The 24770-nt window shown below is 69.4% G+C and carries 22 protein-coding genes; 11 read left to right on the plus strand and 11 right to left on the minus strand.

Going from position 1 to position 24770, the window contains the following annotated elements; translation table 11 throughout:
- Nucleotides 1–56: 56 nt before the first annotated feature.
- Complete coding sequence (locus AB0L53_RS27515) at nucleotides 57–821, minus strand: SDR family oxidoreductase (protein WP_363999411.1); 765 nt, start codon at nucleotides 819–821, stop codon at nucleotides 57–59.
- A 189-nt stretch (nucleotides 822–1010) separates the two neighbouring features.
- The gene (locus tag AB0L53_RS27520; RefSeq protein WP_363999415.1) at nucleotides 1011–2018 is read right to left on the minus strand and encodes an endo alpha-1,4 polygalactosaminidase; all 1008 of its coding nucleotides are present in this window, start codon (nucleotides 2016–2018) and stop codon (nucleotides 1011–1013) included.
- Between the two features lie 246 nt (nucleotides 2019–2264).
- On the opposite strand from AB0L53_RS27520, the gene AB0L53_RS27525 reads away from it, so the two are divergent.
- Genes AB0L53_RS27525 through AB0L53_RS27540 form a run of 4 tightly spaced genes read left to right on the plus strand, consistent with a single transcriptional unit; the run spans nucleotide 2265 to nucleotide 6578 of the window.
- The gene (locus AB0L53_RS27525; protein WP_363999418.1) at nucleotides 2265–3554 is read left to right on the plus strand and encodes an alpha-glucosidase/alpha-galactosidase; all 1290 of its coding nucleotides are present in this window, start codon (nucleotides 2265–2267) and stop codon (nucleotides 3552–3554) included.
- Nucleotides 3551–4837, plus strand: coding sequence for an ABC transporter substrate-binding protein (locus AB0L53_RS27530; protein WP_363999421.1), 1287 nt, complete (start codon nucleotides 3551–3553; stop codon nucleotides 4835–4837). Before AB0L53_RS27525 ends, AB0L53_RS27530 begins: the two co-directional genes overlap by 4 nt.
- Nucleotides 4834–5766, plus strand: coding sequence for a sugar ABC transporter permease (locus AB0L53_RS27535; protein WP_357938984.1), 933 nt, complete (start codon nucleotides 4834–4836; stop codon nucleotides 5764–5766). Before AB0L53_RS27530 ends, AB0L53_RS27535 begins: the two co-directional genes overlap by 4 nt.
- Complete coding sequence (locus tag AB0L53_RS27540) at nucleotides 5763–6578, plus strand: carbohydrate ABC transporter permease (protein ID WP_363999425.1); 816 nt, start codon at nucleotides 5763–5765, stop codon at nucleotides 6576–6578. Before AB0L53_RS27535 ends, AB0L53_RS27540 begins: the two co-directional genes overlap by 4 nt.
- 24 nt (nucleotides 6579–6602) lie before the next feature.
- On the opposite strand, the gene AB0L53_RS27545 is transcribed toward AB0L53_RS27540, so the two are convergent.
- Together AB0L53_RS27545 and AB0L53_RS27550 are read right to left on the minus strand one after the other, a co-directional pair.
- The gene (locus AB0L53_RS27545) at nucleotides 6603–7445 is read right to left on the minus strand and encodes an SMP-30/gluconolactonase/LRE family protein (protein ID WP_363999428.1); all 843 of its coding nucleotides are present in this window, start codon (nucleotides 7443–7445) and stop codon (nucleotides 6603–6605) included.
- Nucleotides 7446–7574: 129 nt separating this feature from the next.
- On the minus strand, nucleotides 7575–8333 hold the full coding sequence (locus AB0L53_RS27550) for an IclR family transcriptional regulator (protein ID WP_358533328.1): 759 nt from the start codon (nucleotides 8331–8333) through the stop codon (nucleotides 7575–7577).
- A 142-nt stretch (nucleotides 8334–8475) separates the two neighbouring features.
- On the opposite strand from AB0L53_RS27550, the gene AB0L53_RS27555 reads away from it, so the two are divergent.
- Nucleotides 8476–9324, plus strand: coding sequence for an alpha/beta hydrolase (locus AB0L53_RS27555; RefSeq protein WP_363999431.1), 849 nt, complete (start codon nucleotides 8476–8478; stop codon nucleotides 9322–9324).
- On the opposite strand, the gene AB0L53_RS27560 is transcribed toward AB0L53_RS27555, so the two are convergent.
- Entirely contained in the window at nucleotides 9317–10414 is a 1098-nt protein-coding gene (locus tag AB0L53_RS27560; RefSeq protein ID WP_363999434.1) for a sialidase family protein, read from the minus strand. The two genes, AB0L53_RS27555 and AB0L53_RS27560, sit on opposite strands and share 8 nt — an antisense overlap.
- A gap of 187 nt (nucleotides 10415–10601) precedes the next feature.
- Here AB0L53_RS27560 and AB0L53_RS27565 point away from each other — a divergent pair, with 187 nt between their 5' ends.
- Nucleotides 10602–11432, plus strand: a complete 831-nt coding sequence (locus tag AB0L53_RS27565; RefSeq protein ID WP_363999437.1) for a sulfotransferase — start codon at nucleotides 10602–10604, stop codon at nucleotides 11430–11432.
- Nucleotides 11429–12601: a glycosyltransferase family 4 protein gene (locus tag AB0L53_RS27570; protein ID WP_363999440.1), complete on the plus strand. Its 1173-nt coding sequence runs from the start codon at nucleotides 11429–11431 to the stop codon at nucleotides 12599–12601. The genes AB0L53_RS27565 and AB0L53_RS27570 overlap by 4 nt, the downstream gene beginning before the upstream one ends.
- Here AB0L53_RS27570 and AB0L53_RS27575 read toward each other — a convergent pair.
- From AB0L53_RS27575 to AB0L53_RS27585, 3 genes are all read right to left on the minus strand, one after another.
- Nucleotides 12598–13002, minus strand: a complete 405-nt coding sequence (locus AB0L53_RS27575; protein ID WP_358533343.1) for a DUF1992 domain-containing protein — start codon at nucleotides 13000–13002, stop codon at nucleotides 12598–12600. The two genes, AB0L53_RS27570 and AB0L53_RS27575, sit on opposite strands and share 4 nt — an antisense overlap.
- Nucleotides 13003–13017: 15 nt before the next feature.
- Complete coding sequence (folP, locus tag AB0L53_RS27580; protein ID WP_363999445.1) at nucleotides 13018–13899, minus strand: dihydropteroate synthase; 882 nt, start codon at nucleotides 13897–13899, stop codon at nucleotides 13018–13020.
- Nucleotides 13900–14142: 243 nt separating this feature from the next.
- Nucleotides 14143–14781, minus strand: coding sequence for a WHG domain-containing protein (locus AB0L53_RS27585; protein WP_363999447.1), 639 nt, complete (start codon nucleotides 14779–14781; stop codon nucleotides 14143–14145).
- A 63-nt stretch (nucleotides 14782–14844) separates the two neighbouring features.
- Between AB0L53_RS27585 and AB0L53_RS27590 the strand changes: the two genes are divergently transcribed.
- The 4 genes from AB0L53_RS27590 (at nucleotide 14845) to AB0L53_RS27605 (ending at nucleotide 20622) form a co-directional block, all read left to right on the plus strand.
- Nucleotides 14845–16998, plus strand: coding sequence for a transglycosylase domain-containing protein (locus AB0L53_RS27590; protein WP_363999449.1), 2154 nt, complete (start codon nucleotides 14845–14847; stop codon nucleotides 16996–16998).
- A gap of 174 nt (nucleotides 16999–17172) precedes the next feature.
- Nucleotides 17173–18144, plus strand: a complete 972-nt coding sequence (locus AB0L53_RS27595; protein ID WP_358533355.1) for a LacI family DNA-binding transcriptional regulator — start codon at nucleotides 17173–17175, stop codon at nucleotides 18142–18144.
- Nucleotides 18131–19534, plus strand: coding sequence for a protein kinase (locus tag AB0L53_RS27600; RefSeq protein ID WP_363999453.1), 1404 nt, complete (start codon nucleotides 18131–18133; stop codon nucleotides 19532–19534). Before AB0L53_RS27595 ends, AB0L53_RS27600 begins: the two co-directional genes overlap by 14 nt.
- Nucleotides 19535–19665: 131 nt before the next feature.
- Nucleotides 19666–20622 (plus strand): Dyp-type peroxidase, encoded by a 957-nt coding sequence (locus AB0L53_RS27605; RefSeq protein WP_363999456.1) that lies wholly within the window; start codon nucleotides 19666–19668, stop codon nucleotides 20620–20622.
- Between the two features lie 49 nt (nucleotides 20623–20671).
- Here the strand turns inward: AB0L53_RS27605 and AB0L53_RS27610 are convergent, their stop codons facing one another.
- The 3 genes from AB0L53_RS27610 to AB0L53_RS27620 all read right to left on the minus strand — a co-directional run bounded on the left by AB0L53_RS27610 (nucleotide 20672) and on the right by AB0L53_RS27620 (nucleotide 24674).
- Nucleotides 20672–21958 (minus strand): amidohydrolase, encoded by a 1287-nt coding sequence (locus AB0L53_RS27610; RefSeq protein ID WP_363999459.1) that lies wholly within the window; start codon nucleotides 21956–21958, stop codon nucleotides 20672–20674.
- A 92-nt stretch (nucleotides 21959–22050) separates the two neighbouring features.
- Nucleotides 22051–23148: a tartrate dehydrogenase gene (locus tag AB0L53_RS27615; protein WP_363999462.1), complete on the minus strand. Its 1098-nt coding sequence runs from the start codon at nucleotides 23146–23148 to the stop codon at nucleotides 22051–22053.
- Nucleotides 23145–24674, minus strand: coding sequence for an ABC transporter substrate-binding protein (locus tag AB0L53_RS27620; RefSeq protein WP_363999465.1), 1530 nt, complete (start codon nucleotides 24672–24674; stop codon nucleotides 23145–23147). The genes AB0L53_RS27615 and AB0L53_RS27620 overlap by 4 nt, the downstream gene beginning before the upstream one ends.
- Between the last annotated feature and the right edge of the window lie 96 nt (nucleotides 24675–24770).

The raw sequence follows: 24770 nt of genomic DNA on the forward strand, positions 1-24770 counted from the left end.
GAAAAGTCCACGCGAATTAATAACGGCGATTCAGCCGCGATCAGCGAGAAAAGTGCTCACATGATGGCGAGTTGCCCACCGTCGATGACCAGCTCGGTGCCGTGGATGAAGGCCGCGTCGTCCGAGGCCAGGAAGGCGTATCCGGCCGCGACCTCCTCGGCCAGCCCGGCCCGGCCGAGCGGGATGTGGTCGCGCTCGTACGCCGACACGAAATCGTCCGCCAGCCCGGCCGAGATGGTGGAATTCAGTGGAGTCTTGATATATCCGGGACAAAGGGAATTGACGCGGATGCCGTGTTTTCCGAGCTCCACGGCCATGGTCTTGGAGAGCAACAGCACGCCGCCCTTGGAGGCGTTGTAATGCGCGTAGTCGGCCTCGCCGCCGAGCCCGTTCGTGGACGACATGTTGAGGATCACTCCGCCGGCGCCGCGCGCCACCAGATGCCTGGCCACGGCCTGGGCCACCAGGAACATCCCCCGCAGATTCACCGACACGATCCGGTCCCAGTGATCGGGCGTGATCTCCAGGAACGGCTCGCGCCAGGCGATGCCCGCGTTGTTGATCAGGACGTCGATCCCGCCCAGCGTCGAGATGGCGCCGTCCACCAGCCGGGCGACGTCGCCCTCCGAGCTGATGTCGCCCGCCAGCCCGTGCGCCTCGCCCAGCGGGGCCAGCTCGGTCACCGCCTGGTCCACCTCGGCTTCGTGGAGGCCGCCGAGGACGACCCGGGCGCCCTCTTCCAGGAACCGGCGCGCGGTGGCGGCGCCGATGCCGCTGCTGCCACCACTGATCAGCACCCGCTTTCCGGCCAGTCCACGCATGATGCCCTCCACTGTCGCGACTCGGCTCCGAACGTAGCATTGGTTCCGCCATACGCACGATCGTTCTGCTATTCGGAAAGGCCAGCGAGTTCCACGAGTCCCTGACGCCTGCTCATAACCGTAGGCGGCCCGGAACAGCGTTCTGTTTTACGGAAAGGTGGCCCACCCCGGTAGGGCCACCTCGCCCGCCTACCTACAGGGCTTGTAGGGCAGATCCTTGAGGGAGTAGTCGGTCGCCTTCTTGATGGCGTTGACGTTGAGCGTGGCCGCCTTGCCGCAGAAGCCGGCCGGCGAGGTCAAGTACTCCACCTGGAACACCGGCTTGCCCGCCTGGATGAACGGCGTCAGCTCCCCGCACTCGTCGAACTCGAAGCACTGCTCGTTGACCGCGTAGTCGAAGTCACCCACCAGGTCGGACACCTGGGAGAGGTCGTTCTTCAGCGCCACCGACAGGCCCTTGGCGTGGCCCAGGGCGGCCAGGGCCCGGTTGAAGATGAGCTGGGTGGCCGGGGTGACCGTCCAGCCGGTGACCGACTTGCCCTCCTCGTGCGCGTTCACCACGTCGAACTCGACGCCGTCGAACCCGGCCTGGGCGCACTTGTCGACCCGGGCCGCCATCATCGTCAGCAGGAAGTCCCGCTGGCCCTTGTCGTTGTTGATGTTGGCCCAGCGCTCGTTCGGGAACTCCTCGCTGAACGGCTTGCCCAGCAGGGAATTGCCGTGGCTGTTGTCCCAGTCGACGAACGTCTGGTAGTCGGGCCGGTACTCCTCGATCGAGCCGGCGTCGACGTAGCAGATCGCCTTGGCGCCCTTCGCGTGGATGGCGGAGACGGCGGCGGTGTTGAGCGTGGTGTTGTTGCCCACCACATCGGCGTCCGCGTAGAGATCGATGTCGAACACCGTCGGCTTCACGCAGGCGCCCCCGGTCTGCGGGACCTGGCAGATGTCGACGTTGACGCCGCCGGTGGCGGGGTAGGCGGAGTTGCCCTGGAGCTGGTACTGCCAGCGACTCCGCAGCGGAGGCTTCCAGATCGCCGCACGAGCGTCGGCGTTGGGAGCGGCGGCCTTGGGAGCGGCGGCCTTGGGAGCGGTCGTGGCGGCGGCGGCCGATTCGGCGGCGCCAAGGACCGCCACCGGCGCGATGACCAGCGCCGCGGCCACGGCGGACCGGGTGAAGAACGATCGGGGGTTGACCATACTCTCACCTTCTATTCCGAGGGGTGGAATGTTATTCCGACCTCAAGGAAATCGGGCAAGATCGCACGTTGTCAATCTTGTCTCGATGTCGAGAATTCCTCACAAAAGGCGTGTAACGCCGACCAGGCGGCTCATCAAGCGCTTTCCGTGTAGCGGAACGCTAGTCTGTATCGTGGATGGATGGCTATACTCGCCGCACGCAGCGGGCCCTCACGCCCGCCGTGGTCCGTGGAGGGAAAGAGCCCGATGGCACGCATCATCTTCATCGGCGCCGGCAGCGTCGAATTCACCAAAAACGTCCTCTCCGACATCCTGACCTTCCCCGAGCTGGGGGACTCGACCTTGGTCCTCCATGACATCGACCCCGAGCGGCTCGCCACCGCGGCGGCCATGGCCGAGTGGATGGTCGCCGCGCTCGGCCTCGGCGCCAAGGTGGAGGCCCACCTCGACCGCCGCGCCGCCGTGGACGGCGCCGACTACGTCATCAACGAGATCGCAGTCGGCGGGCACGCCGCGACCCGCGTCGACTTCGAGATCCCGCGCCGCTACGGCCTGCGCCAGACGATCGCCGACACCCTCGGCATCGGCGGCATCTTCCGCGCGCTCCGTACGATCCCGGTGATGGTCGGGCTGGGGAACGACCTGGCCGAGCTGGCACCGGACGCACTGCTGCTCAACTACACCAACCCGATGGCGATGATCCCCCGGGCCGTCTACCAGGGCACCCCCTTCAAGCGGGTCGTCGGGCTCTGCCACTCGGTGCGCGACACGCAGGCCCGCCTCGCCTCGCTCGTGGGCGTACCCGAGGACGAGGTCTCCTTCGTCACGGCCGGGGCCAACCACCAGGCGTTCGTGCTGCGGTTCGAGCACCGGGGCCAGGACCTTTACCCGGCGCTCGACGACGTGATCGCCCGGGACCCCGGCCTGCGCAGGACCGTGCGGGTGGAGATGTACCGCCGCTTCGGCTACTTCCCCACCGAGTCGAGCGAGCACGGCTCGGAATACCTGCCCTGGTTCCTGCACCACGACGACCAGGTGGCGCACTTCCGCATCCCGGTGGACATCTATCTGCGCTGGTCGGAGGAGAACCTCGACACCTACGAGGAGACCAAGCGGCGCCTGGCGGCCGGCGAGGGCGTGGAGATCGAGCCCGCGATGGAGCTGGCCTCCGAGGTCATCCACTCGATCGAGACCGGCACCCGCAGGGTGGTCCACGGCAACGTACGCAACGACGGGCTGATCAGTAACCTGCCGCCCGACGCCTGCGTCGAGGTGCCCTGCCTGGTCGACCGGTCGGGGATGCGCCCGACCCGGATCGGCGACCTGCCGCCCCAGCTCGCCGCGCTGAACCAGACGTTCCTGAACGTCGGCGACCTGACGGTGCGGGCGGCGCTCGAAGGCCGCCGCGACCACGTCTACCACGCGGCCATGCTCGACCCGAACGCCGCCGCCACGCTCACCCTCCAGCAGATCCACGACCTCGTGGACGAGATGATCGCCGCCCACGGCGACCTCCTTCCCGAGGGCGTCCGATGAGGCGCGCCCTGATCGCCGTCACGGGCCTCGCCCTGCTCGCGACCGGCTGCGGCTCGCCGGCCGGGAGCGAGCAGGCGGGCGGCCCGGTGCGGATCACCGTCTGGGACGGCCAGTCGGACGCCGCCGCCAAGTCGATCGCGAAGCTGGTGGCCCAGTTCAACCAGGCCCATCCGGACATCAAGGTGAGCCTCGAGTCCGGGGCCGCGACCGCCGACGGCATGCTGCCCAAGCTCACCGCCGCGCTCACCTCCGACGCCTATCCCGACATCGCCTACCTCTACGGCTCCTGGGCGCCCAACCTGGCCAGGAACCCGAAGACGGCCGACCTCACGCAGTACGCCAAGGATCCGGCCGTCGGCTGGGCGGACTTCTGGGCCAGCGAGCGGGAAGCGGCCACCGTCGAGGGCAAGGTCATCGGCTTCCCGGCGGTGGTCGACAACATGGTGGTCCTCTACAACAAGAAGCTGCTGGCCAAGGCCGGAATCGAGGCGCCGAAGCCCGACTGGACCTGGGACGACTTCCGGGCGATCGCCAAGAAGACCACCGACGCCGGGTCCGGCACCTTCGGCACCACCTGGGCGATCAGCGGTGGCGAGGAGGCCGTTTGGGGCCTGTGGCCGCTGGTCTGGCAGGCGGGCGGCGACGTGCTCTCTCCCGATCGCAAGAAGGCCGTCTTCAACTCCGCCGCCGGACAGCAGGCGCTCGGCCTGCTGCGCGGCATGGCCATCGACGACAAGTCGCTCTACCTCGACTCCAGCCCGGCCGAGAAGGGGCAGAAGCTCTTCGAATCGGGCCGGCTCGGCATGTTCCTGGCCGGTCCGTGGGTGCTGCCCGACCTGCAGACCGCCAAGGTCGACTACGGCGTCGCCCAACTCCCCGGTACGAACGGCAACCACGAGACGGTCTCCGGCCCCGACAACTGGGTGGTGTTCAAGCACGACGACCGGCGGGTCAAGGCCGCCGCCACGTTCCTGACCTGGCTGACCGCGGCCGAACAGCAGCTGGAGTGGATGAAGGACACCGGCTCGCTGCCCATCCGCGAGTCGATCACCAAGCTGCCCGGCTACCAGGACTACCTCACGAAATATCCGGGCATCGAGGTGATCTCCACCAACCTGGCCAACGCCAAGCGGGTCAGGCCGCCGACGACCAGATATCCGCGGGTGTCGGCGTTCGTGGCCGAGGCCATCGCGCAGACCCTGCTCGGCAAGGCCGATCCCAAGGAGGCCCTGGACGAGGCCGCCGCCAAGGCCGACGCGGCGCTCGCCGTACCGGGATCGTGAACAGCACCGCGCCGGCCCTGGACCGGGCCGCCGTCGGCCACCGGCAGCCGCGCGACCGCCGCAGACTCGCCGAGAACGTCGCCGGCTGGACCTTCGCCGGCCCCGCCTCACTGATCATCCTCGGCTTCTCGTTGGTCCCGATGGTGTGGGCGCTCGCGCTGTCCTTCACCGACTCCGACCTGCAGACGCCGGGGCGGAACGTGGGGCTGGCGAACTACCGGGCGTTGCTGGAGGACCCCGTCTTCTTCCAGGCGCTGCGCAACACCGGGCTGCTCGTCGTGCTCTACATCCCGGCGTCGCTGATCGCGGGCCTGCTCGTGGCGGTGCTGCTGAACAGGAAGGTACGCGGGATCGGCTTTTACCGGACCTGCTTCCTGGTGCCCTACATCGCCTCGGCGACCTCGGCCGGGCTGCTGATGGGCTACATCTTCGACCGGGACTTCGGGCTGATGAACGGGCTGTTCGTCAAGCTCGGGCTGCCGGTGCAGGGGTTGCTGAGCAGCCCTTCGCAGGCCATGTTCGTGCTCACCCTGATCTTCTTCTGGACCCGGTTCGGGTTCGCGGTGGTGATCTATCTGGCCGCGATCCAGGAGATCAACAAGGAGATCCTGGAGGCCGCCTCGATCGACGGGGCGGGCAGGTGGACCACGTTCCGGCACATCATCGTGCCGTCCGTACGGCCGATGACGCTCTTCCTCACGGTCTGGGGCGTGATCGACGCGCTGCAGTTCTTCGACCTGGTCATGACCACGACCAAGGGCGGCCCGGCCAACGCGACCGTGACGATCGTCTACTACATCTGGCAGCTCGCCTTCAACTACTTCACCGCCGGCTACGGCGCGGCCGTGGCGTACGTCCTGTTCGTCGGCACCCTGGTGCTGATCGTCGGCGGCTTCCTGGTCGCGCGCAGGAAGGGGGCCATGGCGTGAAGCTCCGCCTGCCCAGCAAGTGGCATCTGGTGCTCCTGCCGATGTCGTTGGTGACCGTGCTGCCGTTCGTCTGGATGATCCTCAGCTCGGTGATGACCCAGGGCGAGCTCAACCGGTTCCCGCCGCCGTTCTGGCCGGAGGGCATCGACCTGGGCGGCTACCGTACGGTGCTCAACGGCTCGAACTTCCCGCGCTGGTTCCTCAACAGCGTGATCGTGTCGGGCGCCATCGTGCTGGCCCAGCTGGCGCTCTGCAGCCTGGCGGGCTACGCGTTCGCCAGGATCAGGTTCACCGGCTCCAGGATCACGCTGGTCCTGGTCATCGCCACCGCACTGATCCCCTTCCAGCTCACGGTGATCCCGACCTTCCTGATCTTCAACAAGGTCGGGCTGACCGACACGCTCGGCGCACTCATCGTGCCGCAGCTCAGCTCGGCGGTCGGCATCTTCCTGATGACCTCCTTCTTCCAGTCCTTCCCGAGGGAGCTGGAGGAGGCCGCGCGAATCGACGGCTGCTCGCGGTACGGAGTGTTCTTCAAGGTGGTGCTGCCGGTGGCGCGGCCCGCGCTGGCCGCGCTGGCGGTCATCACGTTCATCACCGCCTGGAACGATCTGTTCTGGCCGGTGGTGGCGATCAACTCGGACGCCAACTACACCGTGCAGGTGGGGTTGACGTCGTTCCAGGGCCAGCACCGGGCCGACTGGCCGGCGATCATGGCGGGCACGGTGCTGACGACGCTGCCGGTGCTGGGCGTGTTCCTGTTCGGCCAGCGCCGGTTCGTCCAGGCGCTGACCGGCGCGGTCAAGGGCTGATCGGGGCGGGGGCTGAGGTCGCGGTCACGGGTTCAAGTCGCGGTAGGGGTTGGTGGGCAGGCCGGTGAACGAGGTGCGCCGCCGCCACAGCTCGCCGCCGGTCCGGCCGTCCCAGGCGGTGGTGACGTACAGGATGTCGAGGTCGGGGCCGCCGAAGGCGCAGCTCGTCACGTTGGTGGCGGGCACCTCCACCGTCAGGTCGGGCTGCCCGTCCGGCCGCAGCCGGACCACCTTCCCGCCGCCCCACAGCGCCACCCACACATGCCCCGACGCGTCTACCGTGAGGCCGTCGGGGCTCGGGAGCACGGCGAACAACCGGCGATCCGCGACCTGACCGGTCGCCGGGTCGTAGTCGAAGACGTCGACCCGGTCCATGAGCGTGTCCACGTAGTAGAGCAGCCGCTCGTCGGGGCTCCACCCGATGCCGTTGGAGATCGTGACGCCGTCGAGGATCCGCTCGACACGGCGGTCGGGGTCGAGGCGGTAGAGCGAGCCCGCGCCAGGAGTGTCGTCCTGCGCCATGGACCCGGCGAAGAACCGGCCCGCGCGATCGCACGCGCCGTCGTTCATCCGGTTTCCGGGTGGTTCGGCCGCCGTCACGGGCGCGACGACGGTCAGCTCCCCGTCGATCAGCTCTCCATCGTGTACGGCGAAACCGTCCCTGACGGCGAGCGCCAGCCCGCCGGAAGCACGCGGAACCGCCACGCCCACCGGCTGCCCCACGTCGATCGACTCGTGCGAGCCGTCGGCGGGGTCGAGCCGGTGCACCAGGCCCGCGGGGATGTCCACCCAGAGCAGCGTCCCCGTCCGCTCGTCCCAGCACGGCCCCTCACCCAGCCGCGCGTGCGGTACGGGTACGACCTCCATCGCCACTCCCCTTGTTCCGTATGTCAGAACGTCATTCCAGTTAGAGTGCCAGGAGATCACCCGGAAGATCGCACTGTCAACCGATCAGCCCTGCCCCCGCGACCGCCCACCGCAGATCGTGGCCGCTGGTCAGCCCTGCTCCGCGACCGCCCGCCGCAGGTTGTGGCCCACCTCTTCCATCCGGGCCGGTGACATCCTGTCCTTGATCGCGGTCACGCTCACCGCGGCGACGGGAGCCGTCCGCCCCAGGAAGACCGGGGCGGACACGCAGCGCACGCCGGGTTCGTTCTCCTCCATGTCGAGCGCGTAGCCGCGCTGCCGGACCTGGTCCAGATGGGTGGCCAGCTTGGCCGGGTTCGTGATCGTGTTGCGGGTCCTGGTCGCGAGCGGGCCGTAGCGGTCGGCCCATGCCTTGATCGCCTCGTCGGTCGGGTAGGTCCACGCCAGCAGCGCCTTGCCCACGCCCGTGCAGTGGGCCGCATTGCGCCCGCCGACCACGGAGGTCATCGTGATGGACCGCACCGCCTCGACCTTGTCCAGGTAGACGACCTCGCCGCCGTCCAGCATGGCCATGTGCACGGTCTCGGCGAACTCCTCGCTCAGCCGCAGCAGCAGCGGGCGCACCAGCGTGCGCAGGTCCATGGTTTCGTAGAATCTGAAGGCCGTGGCGAGCATCTCGGTGCCCAGGAAGTACGGCCCGCTGGGTTCCGGCTGCGCGGCGAAGCCGCGATGCTTGAGCGCGCCGAGCAACCGGTGGAGCGAGCTCTTGGGCAGGCCGAGCCGGGTGGCCAGCTCGTCGAGCGTCACCCCCCGGCTGTGCTTGCCGATCTCCTGCAGGATCAGCAGGGCGCGGTCGACGCTGCCCACCGGCGACTGGGCCTCGGCCATGGATTCTCCTAGCGTATTCCGAATAATGGAATGCTATCGCGTACTGCGGAAACTTGGCTAGTCGCCACCCTCAACTCTTTACGGCATAAGCTATTGTGTGGATGATTGGTTTACAGCGTATGGAGTTAGAAGGAGATCCTTGATGACCGAGGCCAAACTGCACGACGGAAGCACGATCCACCTGGAGGTGCACGGCCAGGGCCCGACAGTGCTGCTACCGGTCAACCCGGTGCCGATCGAAGGCACCAAGGCCGACGACATGCGCAAATGGGGCGTCGACCCGGCGCTCGGCCGCAACCTCATCGACGGGCTGTCAGACGCGTTCAGGGTCGTCGCCTTCGACTACGAGGGCCACGTCCTGGCCACCCCCAAGCCGGACACGCTGACCCCGGCCAACATCGCCGCCGACCTGCTCGCCGTCGCCGACGCCGTGGACGCCGACCGGTTCGCCTATTACGGCTACTCGTGGCTCGCGCTCAGCGGGTTGCAGCTGGCGATCAGGACCGACCGGCTGTCGGCGCTCGTCATGGGCGGCTACCCGCCGCTCGACGGGCCGTACGCGGAGATGCTCAGCGTGACCATGGCCACCTACGAGATGTCCGGCCAGGACCCCGCCCCTCAGCCCAAGACTGAGGGCACCAAGGCCGATGAGTACGACTGGGACTCCGCCGAGGTCACCATGACGGAGGCCCAGACCAGGCAGTTCGTCACGCTCTACGAGGGTCTGCAGGACTTCGACGACCGGGCGGCGCAGGCGAGCCTGAGCTGCCCGCGCCTGTGCTTCGCGGGCTCGGCCGACAAGATCGAGTACGGCGAGCGGTGGGGCGGCGTGGACGTGGACATCGCCGGGCCGATGGTCAACCGGCGCGCGGAGCTCGAATCGCTCGGCTGGGACGTGCGCGTGCTCGACGGCCTCGACCACATCCGGGCGATGCAGGTCGCCAATGTCCTGCCGATCCTGCGGCCCTGGCTCGAGAGCCGGATCAGGTGAGCTCGGCGATGGGGACGCGGCGGAAGACGATGGTGGAGTAGGCGCTGGTGTCACCTGTCTCGTACAACAGCCCGACCGTGTCCGCGTCCACCCTGACCAGGTCCGAGTAGGCCGCGGGCAGGCCCGACACCGTGTGCACGGGCCGCCACGTGACGCCGCCGTCCGCGCTGGCCCGTACCGTCATCACCGCCCTGGCGTCGGGCGCCCCCGGGGCGGAGAACAGCAGGACGTCCGGCGTGTCGCACTGCAGCACGCTGCCCTCCACGACCGGGCAGACCAGATCGGCCTGCGGGCGGAACGGCGCCTCGAGCGTCTGCCCGCCGTCGGCCGAGTAGGCGTCGGCCCGGTTGCCGGGAGCGGTGGAGTCGGTGCGGGAGTTGACGTAGAGGCGGCCGTCCGGCAGCTCGGTGGCCGTGGACTCGTTGATGTTGAGGTAGCCGTCGGGGTTGCCGTCGACGTACCCGATGCGCCACGAGCTGCCGCCGTCGTCGCTCAGCAGGCAGTGGCCGCCGTTGTACTTGCCCTCCGTGCCGTTGTCGCGACCGGTCGGGGGCACCGAGTGGTTGGCGGGTACGACGAGGCGGCCCGCGTGCGGCCCTTGCCGCAGCTCGACCGCGTGGCCGGGACCGGTGGCGTACCAGCGCCACTCGGGCCGCTTCGCGCTCGCGGTGATCTCGCGGGGCGCCGACCAGGTGACGCCGTCGTCGTCGCTCGCCTGCACGTACACGCGGCGGCCGTCGGCGGCGGCGACCTGGCCGCGCCTGATCTTGTCCTCGGTGGCGGCGGGGCCGTTGCGCACGTACACCAGGACGATCCGGCCGTCGTGAGTCACGATGGGGGCCGGGTTGCCCGCGGTGCCCTTGTGCGGTTCGGCGGCGACCACGCGCGGTCCGTCCCACGTGGCACCGCCGTCGGTCGACCTCTTGAGCACGATGTCGATGTGGCCCGAGTCACCGGCTGAGCCGTGCCGCCCCTCGGCGAAGGCCAGGATCGTGCCGGCCTTGGTCACCACCGCCGCCGGGATGCGGAAGGTGTGGTAACCGTCGGTGCCCGCCCGGTAGGGCACCGATGTGGGGTAGCCGTGCGCCATCGGGTTCCTCCTCGTCCGCCTGCGGATGCGACCTTATGGCGCGTACGTACGGTCGCCGGGTCCGCTCACCTGCCCGCCCGCAGGCGATCATCCGCTGCTGCACCAGCGTTAACTCCCTCTTCACCTGACCCGCGCCGATTGTCCGCTGCCAGCCAATTGCCAGGAACGCTGGGTAACCTCCAAGCGCATGACCTGGCAGCACAAGATCAACAAGGCGCTCGGCAAATATGCCGGCGTCCAGTTCTCGCGGGTCAGCAAGGCGGCTCCGGAGAGCCCGGCAAGGCCACCTGCCGACCCCGCCGACAGGCTGTTGAGCGAGCCGGTGTTCATCCTGTCGCCCGTCAGATCGGGCTCCACCCTGCTGCGCGCGATGCTCGACGCCCACTCCCTGGTCCACGCCCCGCACGAGCTGCACGTACGCAGGCTCGGGGTCGAGTTCGGGACGTCGCTGGCGGAGCGGTCGATGGCGGCGCTCGGCCACAACCGAGCCGATCTGGAACACCTGCTCTGGGACCGGGTGCTCCACCGCGAACTGGTCCGCAGCGGCAAGCGGCACATCGTGGACAAGACCCCGGCCAACGCCTTCGCCCACGAGCGCATCGCCACCTGCTGGCCCGACGCGCGCTTCGTCTTCCTGCTGCGCCACCCGGCCTCCATCGCCGCCTCCTGGCACGAGGCCGCCCCGGACAAGCGCGACCGCGAAGCGGCGGCGGCCGACGCGCTGCGCTACATGAAGGCGGTCCAGCGGGCCAGGAAGGCGCACACCGGCCTGACCGTGCGCTACGAGGACCTGACCGCGGACCCCGAGCGCGAGACGAGAGCCGTCTGCGAGTTCCTGGGCGTCCCCTGGGAGCGGGAGATGCTCGCGTACGGCCGGCCTGACGTGCTCACCAAGGGGCTCGGCGACTGGCGAGACAAGATCCGCTCCGGCAGCGTGCAGCCGGGCCGCGAACTTCCCACACCTGAGGAGGTGCCCGAGACGCTCCTGGCCATGTGCCGGAGCTGGGGATACTCATGAAAATCCGATATCTGCTGCTGCATGCCTATGGGCAGGGCGGGACGATCCGTACCGTCATCAACCAGGCCAACGCGATGGTCGCACTCGGTCACGAGGTGGAGATCGCCAGTGCCGTACGACGGCGCGACAAGCCCCAGTTCCCCATCGATCCCCGCGTGACGCTGGTTCCGCTGGCCGACCAGCGCGCCGGTGTGCCGGTCGACTCCCTGGGCCGCAAGCTGTGGCGGAGGATGCGCGGCAAGATCGTGCCCTTCGGGGAGTTCGCCGCCGACTACTTCACCGAACGGGTGGAGAGGGCGGTCATCGACTATGTCTCGCGCCTCGAAGGCGGCATCCTGGTCACGACCCGGCCCGCGCTCAACCTGATCGCCGCCCGCCGTACTCCCAAGAGCGTCATCTGCGTCGCCCAGGACCACATGAACGTGAGCGCCTACCCCGAGACGATCACCCGGGACATCGCCCGCTACTACGGCCGCTTCGACGCGGTCGTCGTGCTGACCACGAAGAACCAGATCGAATACCGCATCCTCCTGCCTGACACGCCCATCGTGCGCATCCCCAACGCGCTGCACGGATCGGGGCCGGTCTCCAAGCAGGTGAACCCGGTCGTGGTGGCGGCCGGGCGGCTGGTCAAGCAGAAGGGCTTCGACCTGCTGATCCCGGCGTTCCAGCAGGCGGCGCGGCGGCATCCGGACTGGCGGCTGCGCGTGTACGGCGGCGGCCCCCGGAAGGCCGAGCTCAACGCGCTCATCGCCGAGCTCGGCCTGGAGGACCGGGTGCAGTTGATGGGCCGTACGGACCGCCTGGAGGAGAAGCTGGTCGGGGCGTCGATCTATGCGCTCTCGTCCCGCTTCGAGGGGCTGCCGATGGTGATGATCGAGGCGATGGGGCAGGGGTTGCCGATCGCCGCGTTCGACTGCCCGACCGGGCCCGCCGACGTGCTCACCTCGGGCAAGGACGGGCTGCTGGTGCCGCCCGGGGACGTCGCCGGGCTGGCCGACGCGCTCGACCGGCTGATGTCGGACAAGGCGCTGCGGGTGCGGATGGGGGCGGCGGCCAAACGGACGGCCGCCAACTACCACGCCGACTCGGTGATGCCGCTGTGGGAGGACCTGTTCGCGGAGCTGCTGAGCCGCGAGCCCATCATCGACAGCTATTGGACCCGCTAGCGGCCCTGGTGGTCGCGCCATTCGGAGATGACGCGCTCGACGTCGTACGGCATCAGGTTGAGCGGCGGGCCCTGCAGCCCGGTCCTGATCGCCTCGCGGATGCGCGCGTTGATCTCCTCGATGATCCGCCGCGCCTCGGCCTCCGACCTGGCGCCCACGGCCTCGGCGCGCGCCTCCTGGGCGTCCTTGCGCAGGGCGAGCGTCGGCGGCAGCGGCATCGACAGGCCCTCGCTGCGCACCTTCTGCTTGATCCACCACATCTCGTCGTACGGCTTGTCGAGGTCTGGAAGCGGCTTGCCGGCACCTGGCAGATTGTCGAACTCGCCGCGCTCCGTCGCCTCACGGATCTGCCGGTCGATCCATGACTCGAAGCTCATCCCACCCGGTTTGCGCTCTGTCATCCGCGACCCCTCTCCTCACCCAAGATTATGCCGAGGCGCGATGGGCGCTCTCCAGCCGAGCATGGCTTCGGTCATCCGTACGGCCGCGACCGTCGCGGGCACGTCGTGCACGCGGAGGATCCGGGCGCCTTTCAGGACGGCGGTCACGTTCGCGGCGATCGTGCCTTCCGTCCGCTCGCGCTGCGGGCGATCGAGGGTCTCGCCGATGAAGTCCTTGTTCGACAGGGCGACCAGGGTCGGGTAGCCGATCGAGGTGATCTCGTCGAGCCTGCGCATGAGCTCCAGTGAGTGGAAGGTGTTCTTGTTCAGGTCGTGGCCGGGGTCGATGATGATCCGCTCGGCGGGGATGCCGAAGTCGAGCACGAACCGGACCCGCTCGCGCAGGAAGTCGGCGACCTCCGTCACGACGTCGCCGTACACCGGCCTGACGACCGCCTTCCCGGGGCCGGCGAGGCTGTGGGTCACGATCACGGTCGCGCCGCTCTCCGCCGCGATCGCGGCCATGCCGGGCTCGCGCAGGCCGTTGGTGTCGTTGATGACGTCGGCGCCGGCCGCCAGGGCCGCCTTCGCCACGTCGGCGCGGTGAGTGTCGACCGAGATGACGGCGTCCGTCACGTTCCGGATCTCGGCGATGACGGGGACCACCCGGTCGACCTCCTCGCCGACGCTGATGCCGTCCTGATCGGCGCTGAACGCGAACCCGCCGACGTCCACCCAGTCGGCGCCGGCCGCGACGGCGGCCCGCGCCGCCTCGACGGCCCTGTCGAGCTCGAACGTCCGGCCCTTGTCGTGGAAGGAGTTGGGTGTCCTGTTGACGATCGCCATGATGGCCACCTGGCGCGCGAAGTCGAACTCGCGGCGGCCGATGCGCCGGACGGGGAAGAGGATGTCGCTCACGTTGATGCACTCTCCAGGAGATTCGCCCAGCGATCGATGGACCCGTCGAACAGCCGGGCCACGAGCGCCGCGTCCATCACCATCTCCCCAGTATCGAGCCTCGGCTGTCACACGCCGACCTGGGTCCGGCTCACGGGGTGGCGGGCGCTTTCAGAATCTTCGAAATGCTCGACAAAGGCCCCCTGATCACACCAAACTCTCCTGGCAGGGGGCGCGCGACGAGGGGCGTCACCGCCGCTCCCATCAGGTTGGCCGAGGCCCACTCTCCCAAACGGCGGTGGCCCCCGTGGACAGCGCGGCGGCTCCTGTGGACAGCGCGGTGGCCCCCATGGCCTTGGTCACCAGCGCGTCCACCAGCCAGGCGAAGCTGTCGTCCAGCGAGACGCGCAGCGCGAACACCCCGGCCGACTCCAGCGCGCAGAACCCCTGGACCGCGCTGCGGATACCGCGGGCGGCGTGCACCAGGGCGGCTCCGGTCAGCGAGCCGACGGCCAGGACGTCGACGGTGACGGCCGCCGCCTCGTCCGCGGCACTGCGTACTTCCTCGTCGTCGAAGCCGTCCACCGCGAAGTGCGTGGCCGCGTACAGGGCAGGATGCTCGCGCGCGTATGCTCGCTGGGCGTGGGCCAGCGCTCTTAAGGCGTCGGCTCCCGACCGGCCGGTGGCGGCGCGGCGGCAGTGTTCGGCGAGGTCGCGATGTCCCTTGACGGACAGGGCGATCCGAAGGTCACGCAGCCCGCCGGGCAGGTGGACGTACAGGCTGGGCGCGGCCACACCCAGATGGCGGGCCAGGGCGCTGATGGACAGGGCGTCGATGCCGTGCTCATCGGCATAGGCGATCGCCCCATCTATCGTCGTCTGCCGCGTTAGTCTCTTACGCATCGTCCGCCCCGCAACCCTAACGGCTATAGGATTAATCCTATAACCAATAGGGGGGAAGCTGACGTGATCACCAGGAGTATCGCGCGTCTTGCCGGAGCGGGAGCGGCTGCGGGTGTGCTGGTGGCCGCTATCGCCCTGCCTGCCGTGGGCGGCGCGGGGGCGCTGTTCAAGACCGCTTCCGCCGAGCTGAATCTCAAGGCGACAGATCTCCCCGAGGAGCCGCCGGCCGAGATGACCGCGATCCTCGACGCCAAGGGCAACCAGATCGCGCAGTTCTACGAGCAGTACCGCAAGGTCATCCCGTTGGCCGACATGGGCGACCTCATGAAGAAAGCGATCATCTCGATCGAGGACTACCGGTTCTACGAGCACGGCCCGATCGACATCGAGGGCACGATCCGCGCGCTGGCGAAGAACCTGGGCACGGGCCGGGTGGCGCAGGGCGGCTCCAGCATCACCCAGCAGTACGTCAAGCAGGTACTGCTCAACAACGCCACCACCGAAGAGGACAAGAACAAGGCGCTGGAGGCCACCTACGCGCGCAAGCTCAACGAGCTGCGTTATGCGATGGCCGTCGAGGAGAAGTACACCAAGGACCAGATCCTTGAGAAGTACCTGAACATCGCCTACTTCGGCGCGAGTGCCTACGGGGTGGAGGCCGCCGCCCTGCGGTTCTTCGGCGTACACGCCTCCGAGCTCAGCCTGGCGCAGGCGGCCACTCTGGCGGGCGCCGTGCAGGACCCCAACTCGACCGACCCCAACCTCGGCAAGAAGTTCCGGGATCGCCTGGTGGTCCGCCGCGACACCGTACTCAACCGGATGGCCGAACTCGGCAAGATCACCCCGGAAGAGGCCAAGGCGGCCAAGGCCAAGAAGCTCGGCTACAAGGGCACCCCGTTGCCCGGCGGCTGCGAGTCCAGCAAATACCCATACTTCTGCGTGTACGTACGCAACGAGATCACCAAGAGCAAGCTCTTCGGCAAGACGCCGAAGATCCGCGCCGCGCTGCTCAGCCGGGGCGGCCTGAAGGTCAAGACCACGCTCGACCCCAAGATGCAGGCGGCGGCCGACAAGGCCATCAAGAAGCACGTCTTCGCCACCGACAACCCGATCGCCAGCGAGGCCCTGATCCAACCGGGCACCGGGGCGATCAAGGCGATGGCGGTCAGCAGGCCATACGGCACGTCCAAGCGGAAGCACCAACTGTCGCTCAACGTGGCGGCAGACGCGGCCCACGGCGGCGGCACCGGCTTCCAGCCCGGCTCGACCTTCAAGACGTTCACGCTGATCACCGCCCTCAAGGAGGGCATGAAGATCAACGACGGCTTCACCGTGGGCAGCGGCTACCGGGCCCCCTACTACTCCTCCTTCAAGAACTGCAAGGGCGAGAACATCGGTGACCCGACGCACACCGTCACCAACGACGAGGGCGGCGGCGGCTTCAAGACGCTGCAGACCGGCACCTGGGGCTCGGTCAACACCTTCTTCCTGACGCTGGAGCAGCGCGTCGGCCTCTGCGACACCATCAAGACCGCCCAGTCGCTCGGCATCAAGCGGGCCGACGGCGGCAGGCTGCAGGAATACGAGACCTTCACGCTCGGCATCAATGAGATGGACCCGATCACGGTCGCCAACGCCTACGCCGCCATCGCGGCGCGCGGCAAGTACTGCACACCAATGGCCATCACCCAGATCACCGACCGCGACGGCAAGGTCACCAAGTACAACCCCAACTGCAACCAGGCGGCCGGCCTCGACCCGGAGGTCGCGGACGCTGCGGCGAACGTCCTGAGCGGGGTGTTCACCAAGGGCACGATGCGGAGCGTCGGCGGCATCGGCCGGGACGCCGCGGGTAAGACCGGCACCACCGACAACCAGGCCACCGCCTGGTTCGCCGGGTTCACACCCGATCTGGCCGGCGCGGTGAGCATCGGCGACATCCGGGGCTCCCAGAAATACAAGCTCAACAACATCACCATCGGCGGCCGCTATTTCAGCTCGGTGTTCGGCGCGAGCGTGCCGGGGCCGATCTGGAAGGACACCATGCTGGCGGCGCTGAAGGACACCGAGCCCACCTCGTTCACGCCGATCAACTCCGCCCGCTTCGGCGGCTGCGGCCAGGGCTGCGCTCCCGTACGGACGCCGACCGACGACGAGAAGAACGACACGGGCCCCAACGACGACGAGCCCCTCATCGACAACACGCTCCCCCACTAGCCGGTCCAGCGTTCCGCGTTCCGAGACCGACCAGCCGGTCCAGCGTTCCGAGACCCGCGAGCACGCCGTGCTCGCGGGTCTCGTGCTGACAACACTGTCAAATCGCCCTGTTAACAGCGGCGAAACATTGGTAACGTGGGAGCGCTCCCAGGATCTTTTCCGCGAGGTGCTCCCATGTCTGAGCAGCCCACACTGGCACAGGTAGCGGCCGAAGCGGGGGTATCGCCCGCGACCGCATCCAGGGTCCTCACCGGCTCCGTACGGGTCAGCACCTCGACCCGCCGGCAGGTCTACGACGCGGTGTCCCGCATGGGATACGTACGTCATCGCGCGCCCAGGGGAACGGGGGCCAGAGGACCGGCCGCCGGGGTGACGGCGGTGGTCTGTGACCATCTGCCCCGATTATTCTCCGAGCCCTACTACGCCAGGCTGCTGTCGGCCGCCGGTGCCGTACTGGCCGAGCACGGCACGCAGCTCATGGTGACGACGGTGACCCCTACCGCGTCGGTGCTTCCCGAGTTAGGCGGCGCGGTGCTCCTCATCGGTGCCCGCGAACGCCATCCCCTGGCCATCAAGCTCTGCACATCGGGCGTACCGGTGCGGAACGTCGGCCGCCCCCCGCACGACCTCAAACTGCCGTACGTGGACGTGGACAACCACGACGGCGGCCGGCAGGCCGCCGAGCACCTGCTGCTGTCGGGCCGCCGGACGATCGCCGCCATCGGCGGCCCGCCGTCCCTGCCAGGGGCGCGAGACCGGCTCGACGGGCTGGTGCGTACGCTGCGCACCGCCGGAGCGACGGAGGTGCCCGTGGCCTACGGCGACTTCACGGCCGCCTCCGGCACGCATGCCATGCAGTGGCTGCTGCGCCACGCCCCCGGGCTCGACGCGGTCTTCGCCGCCTCCGACCTGATGGCCGCCGGGGCGGTCCAGGCCCTGCGCCGCGCCGGTCGCCGGGTCCCCGCGGACGTCGCGGTGATCGGCTTCGACGACGCCCCCGTCGCCCGGCGTACCGTCCCGGCCCTGACCACGGTCCGGCAGCCGGTCGAGGAGCTCGCGATGGTCGCCACCCGATTACTGCTGGCCGGTACGACCGGCATCGACCCAGTCCTCCCCACGGAACTGGTCATCCGTGAGTCGGCTTGACCCGGGTGACGTCCTGGCCCGCAGATACCTGCTGCTGGATCCCCTCGCCCGCGGCGGCATGTCGATGATCTGGCGGGCCTTCGACCAGTCGCTGCACCGGCTGGTCGCGGTCAAGGTGCTGACCTCCTCGCTCCAGGCCGGGCTCGGCGAGCGCGTCCGCGTACGCAGTGAGGCCCGCGCCGCCGCCCGGTTCCTCCACCCGGACGTGATCGACATCTACGACTACGGCGAAACCGTGACGGAGGACGGCGAGGTGGCGGCCTACGTGGTGATGCCGCTGCTCGACGGCTCCACCCTTGGCGAGCGCATCACCGAGGGGCCGCTGCCCTGGACCGAGGCCGCGGCCATCGCCCTGCGGCTGGCGCGGGCGCTGCGCGACGGACACGCCCGCGGCCTGGTCCATCGGGACGTCACCGCCGACAACGTGCTGCTCACCGCGTCCGGCCCGAAGCTGCTCGACTTCGGGATCGCGGCCGCCTCCGGCGACCCCGATGACGACCGGGGCACCCCGCCCTACGTCGCACCCGAACGGCTGGCCGGTGCCCCCACCCATCCGGCGGTCGACGTGTACGCGCTCGGGGTGCTGCTGTTCGCCATGCTCACCGGGCGTACGCCCTATCCGGAGACCACCTGGGAGCAGATCGAGGCCGCCCACCGCACCTCGCCGCCGCCCCGGGTGACCGGCGCCCCGCACGGCATCGCCTCACTGTGCCGGAACTGCCTCGCGCACGACCCCGCGCGACGGCCCACGGCGGCGGAGATCGCGGACTCGCTGGCCGCCACGCTCAGGGGCGCCGCGCTCGGCCGGCGGGTCCGGCATGGCCTGGCCGTCGCCGGGACGGGTGTGATGGTGCTGTCCTCGGTGCTGTGGCTCAACCGGCCGGTCGACCACCTCCCCATCTCGCCCTCGCCCCCCGCCGGCACCACGACCACGCCCCGAGCGTCCGCTACCACCCCGCCGCGCGCATCGGACATAACCCCCGCCACGCGAGCGCCCGGCGAGGGCGTCGTCACTGCCTGGCCGTCCGCGAGCCCCGCCCTCACCGCGTTACCGTCGGCCACCACGGGACCGGCCATCACCGCGGGGCCATCCACCCGCACCGTCCAGCGGTCGGCCGGCCAGGAGCGTACGGCCCGGCAGGCGGTGGCCGGCTTCCACGGAACGCTGTCGGGCGCCGCGGCGTGCGGGGCCATCGATCACGACGTCACGCTGGACCTCCAGCAGGTCCTGCAGGGCGTGCTCGACACCCCCGGCCCCATCGAGCCCGGCATGGCGGCGCTGAGGCGCAAGCTGACCGACCGCGAACGCGAAGGCCGCCTCACACCGTCCTGCCGAACGCAGCTCCAGGCCCGTCTCGACGAGATCGCCACCGCGCTGGGCCCCCAATAGGGGTACTACCGGACGCACTCGAGCAGATCGTGTGCACGGCCGCCGCCACGACGCCGGAAAGCCCTGCCCAGGTCACAGTCGTCGGTGTTGAGCAGGGCTACGATGAGCACGAACGCTTGAGGAGGCGCGGCATGGCGGAACCCACGGACGCGCTCCCCCAGCAGGTGCTGAGCCCGCTGACCAGAGCGGCGATCTTCATCGTGGCGACGATCGATCCGGGTGGCGGACCGGCGGTCCGAGACCTCCTCTCCGACCTGGACGCGCTGCAGCGGGCCATCGGCTTCCGGGCGCCGGACAGCACGCTCAGCTGCGTCGCCGCCATCGGCTCGTACGCCTGGGACCGGCTGTTCGCCGGGCCTCGCCCCGCCGAGCTCCACCCCTTCCGCGAACTTGCCGGAAGCCGGCATCGTGCCGTGTCCACACCCGGTGACCTGCTGTTCCACATCCGGGCGCAGCGCCTCGACCTGTGCTTCGCGCTGGCATCGGAGATCATGGACCGGCTCTACGGCGCGGTGACCGTCCGCGACGAGGTGCACGGGTTCAAGTACTTCGACGTACGTGACCTGCTCGGCTTCGTCGACGGAACGGAGAACCCCATCGGTGCCGATGCGCACAAAGCGGTCCTGATCGGCGACGAGGATCCCGCGTTCGCCGGCGGGAGCTACGTCATCGTGCAGAAGTACCTGCACGACCTGCGAGCGTGGAACGCGCTGACGGTCGAGGCGCAGGAGAAAGTGATAGGCCGCAGGAAGCTGACCGACATCGAACTGGACGACGACAGCAAACCGGCCGACTCGCATGTCGCCCTGACCACGATCGTCGACGCCGACGGTACCGAGCGGCAGATCCTGCGCGACAACATGCCCTTCGGCGCCGTGGGGCGTGGCGAGTTCGGCACGTACTTCATCGGCTACGCCCGCACCCCCACGGTCACCGAGCGGATGCTCGAAAGGATGTTCCTCGGCGCCCCGCCGGCCGGCCACGACCGGATCCTCGACTTCTCGACGGCCGTGACCGGCACGCTCTTCTTCGTCCCGAGCGCCGACTTCCTCCAGGACCTGCCTGATCCGCCGAACAGCGAACCCTGACCGACGCGGGCCCCTTCCCCGCGCCTGACATCCCTTAGGGATCTTTCCCTTAAGGATCCTCCAGGGATCGGATGAGCGTGGCCAGGAGGTCGGCGGCTGGGGTCAGCACGGCCTCGTCCAGGTCGAAGGTCGGCGAGTGATGCGGTCCGTATGTTCCGGCACCCATGAGCAGGTATCCGGCGAGTCCGCCGCGTTCCTGGACGTGCCGCATGAACAGTGTCGCGTCATCGCTCGCGCGCAAGGGACGCGGCGGCAGAAGACGCAGACCACAGCTCGGGGCGAGGGTTTCGACCCTGCCGAGAATCGCGCCGTCGGTGGTCGCGCTGGTCGCCCAGCCGGTTCTGGTGATGTCCACGGTGACACCGTGCATGGCGGCCGCGCCGTGGAGGACAGCGCGGGCACGCTGCTCCAGGTCGTCGTGTTCGACGGCGGCGTCTGCCCGGACCTCGGCGTCGAGAACTGCATGGGCGTTGACGATGTTCGCCGCACCGGGTGCGTGCAGCGCCCCGACGTTGACGCGGGTCGTCGCCGTCGCGTAGCGGGGCAGAGCGTGCAGGCCCAGAACGGCGGACGCCGCCGCCAGCAGGGCACTGCGGCCCTGTTCGGGCGCTCCGCTGGCGTGGGCGGCGACCCCGGTGAACTCCGCGCGCAGCTTCGAGGTCCCGTACAGCTCGGTCGCGGCCGCGACGCACCCGTCCGGGGTGCCGAAACCGAGGTGGACGGCCAGCAGGACGTCGGCGTCGTCGACCAGCCCGGCGGCCACCATGGGAGCGGCGCCGCGGACACCCTCCTCGGCGGGCTGGAACAGCAGCCGTACGGTGCCGGCGAACCGCCTGTCGGACAGCAGGGCCGCCGCCCGCAACGCGATGGCCACGTGCCCGTCGTGTCCGCAGGCGTGCATCGCGCCGTCGATGGTCGAGTCGAAACCCTGGGCCGCCGGGGGGTGGCCGCGGTGGCGGCTCTCCTGGATCGGCAGGGCGTCCATGTCCACCCGCAGGGCGATCAGCGGACCCGGGCGGGCGCCCCGCAACTCCGCGACGAAGGCGGTGTTCCCATCACGGAAGCGCTGCACCGATGACTCCGGCACACCCTGCGTGGTGGCCCGCCGGACGGCGGCGCCGAGCTCGTCGCGGCTCGGCAGACCAGGGTGATCGTGTACGTCGACGAGGTCGCTGCCGCCGCGTAGCCGCCAGCCCAGATCGGAGAGGAGGTCCCAGGCCAGGTCCGCGGTCTCGATCTCAAGGAAGCCGATCTCGGGCCGCCGGTGCAGATGACGCCGGACGGCGGTCGCGTCCAGTGGATCCGGCCAGGCCTCGGCTCGCGGGCGCGTGCTCACGGCCCAGCCTCCAATCTCGGGCGCGTGCTCACGGCCCAGCCTCCAATCTCGGGCGCGTGCTCATGGCCGAGCCTCCATGCGCGAGCGCGTGCTCACGGCGTTCCCCCGGCGAGGGCGTGGACGACGGCGGTCGTGAACTGCTCGGTGCTCGCCGTGCCGCCGAGATCGGGTGTGGCGGTCCCCGTACGGAGGACGTGCTCGAAGGCGGACACGAGCCTGGCCGCGGCCGCGGGTTCGCCGAGATGGTCCAGCATCATGGCCGCCGCCCAGAGAGTGCCGACCGGATTGGCGATACCCATGCCGGCGATGTCGGGTGCCGATCCGTGCACCGGCTCGAACATCGACGGGTACGTCTTGGTGGGGTCGAGGTTGGCGCTGGGCGCGACCCCGATCGACCCGGCCAGGGCACCGGCGAGGTCGGAGAGGATGTCGCCGAACAGATTGGAGGCGACGATGACGTCAATGCTCTCCGGCCGCAGCACGAGGCGGGCGGCCAGGGCGTCGATGAGGACTTTCTCCAGCTCCACCCCGCTGTCGTCGGCCACCTCGGCCACCACCTCGTCCCAGAACGGCATCGTGTGAATGATGCCGTTCGACTTCGTCGCCGAGATCAGCCGGCCCGAGCGTCGCCGGGCCAGGTCGGCGGCGAAGCGTGCGACCCGCTCGATGCCGGTCCGGGTGAACACCGCCTCCTGGACGGCGAACTCGCCGGGCCGGCCGCGGTTGACCCGGCCGCCGACCTCGCTGTACTCGCCTTCGACGTTCTCGCGTACGACCACCAGGTCGATCGGGACATTCGACCGCAGCGGTGAGCGGATTCCGGGCAGGGATCGGACCGGCCGGAGGTTGACGTACTGCACGAACTCCCGGCGGATGGGGATGAGCAGACCCCACAGGGTGATGTCATCGGGGATGTCCGGCGCTCCGACAGCGCCCAGCAGGATGGCGTCGGCGGAGGCCAATTGTTCGAGGCCGTCGACGGGCATCATGCGCCCGTGCGCCCGGTGGTGGTCGCAGCCCCACGCGCGGTCGCGCCACTCGATGGTGAACCCGAAGGTTCCGGCCAGGTGGTCGACGCAGCGGACGGCGGCGGGGACGACCTCGGTGCCTATGCCGTCCCCCGGGATGACGTCGACGACGTAGCGCCGTGTCGTCCCGGGGCCGGTGTGTTCGGGGGTGGTCGTGGTCACGACAGCTTCGTGTCCTTCGTCAGCAGGGTGCGCTCCATCGGGTCGGTCGGCAGGCCCTTGACGGCGGCCGCCACACCCATGGTCAGGCTCTCGTGGACGAGCGGGATGAACGCCACGTCGCCGGCCAACTGGGTGGCGATCTGACCGTAGAGGGCGTGGCGCTTGGTCGTGTCCCCGGTGCTCCCAGCCTCCTTGACCAGCCCGTCGACCTTCGGGCTGCAGTATCCGGCGAGGTTGAAACTGCCTTTGCAGGTCTCGTCCGAGCGCAGCATGCTGATGGGCTCGGGCATGTCGATGAGGTGGTTGCGGGACAGCAGGGTCGCCTGGAACTTGCCGCTCATGAGGTCGTCCTCGACCGAGGCGTAGTCCCCGGTGCGGATCTTCACGGTGATGCCGGCCTCGGCCAGCTGCGCCTGGATCACCTGGGCGAGGTCGGCGAACTCGGGCCGGTCGGAGTAGGCGATGAGCTCGAAGCCGAGGGAGGCGGGGTCGATTCCGGCGGCGGCCATGGCGGCCTTGGCCGCCGCGGCGTCTCCCTGCACCGGCTTCAGTTCGGCCGGTGTCCAGGGCTCGTCGGGGGTGAACGGTCCGGCCGCCGGGGTGGCGGTGCCCTCGTAGACCCCCTTGACGATGGCGTCGAGTCCGATGGCCTTCTGGATCGCGCGGCGGGCCTCGACATTGTCGAAGGGGGCTTTGCGGGTGTTGAGGTAGAGGCCGGTGGTGCGGGGCAGTGAAGTCTGCTGAAGGGTGATCTTGTTGTCGCCCTTCAGGGTCGTGAGGGTGGTGACGGGGAGGTTGGCGGCCACCGAGACCTCACCGGTACGCAGCTGTGTGGCGCGGGTGGAGCCGCTCTCGGCGTAGCGGATTTCGGCGCTGCCGAGGGCGACGTCCCCGCCCCAGTAGTCGGCGTTGGCGGTCAGTGCCAGCGACTGTCCCGTTCCGGTGCTGGTGATCTTGAACGGCCCGGTGCAGGTGCCGACCGGGTTGGTGGTGGTGCCGGAGAACGCCTCGGGGGCGAGGATCCCGGTGTTGGGCACGCTGACCCGTAGCGGCAGGAAGTGGTCCTCTTCCGGTGTTTCGATCCGTACGGTCCGGTCGTCGACGGCGGTGACCGCGGAGATGACGCTGGGAGAGAAGCTGCGCGGCGGTGCCGTGGCCTTCAGCAGCCGGTTGAGATCGTCGGCGACGACCTTGGCGGTGAGCGCGGTGCCGTTCTGGAACTTGGTCTCACGGATGGTGAACGTCCAGGACGTGGGCGCCGCCTGCTTCCATTCCGTCGCCAGAGCGGGCTGGGCCTGGTTGTCCTTGTCCACGGCCACCAGGGTCTCCAGGCAGCCGGCGCGGGTGAGGGTGAAGGCGTCGTCGGTCTCCAGGGCGTACCCGGAGTCGGGCGCCCACAGGTCGGCGATCACCAGTTTGGAGGTGCCGCTCGTGGTGGCGTCGGGGCTTCCCGAGTCGAACGAACAGCCGGCGAGCAGGACGAGGCCTGTCGACAATCCGGCGAGGGCATTGAAGGTGCGGGCCATGCTGGTGTTCCTCCGGAACGTCGTTGGGGGGAGAGCAAGGGGAAATAGGCACCACGACATGACCCGGTGAGGGCTGTTCGTCCCGGTCGGGCTGGC

Source organism: Nonomuraea sp. NPDC052129 (genome assembly GCF_040680095.1).
Classification (GTDB): Bacteria; Actinomycetota; Actinomycetes; order Streptosporangiales; family Streptosporangiaceae; genus Nonomuraea.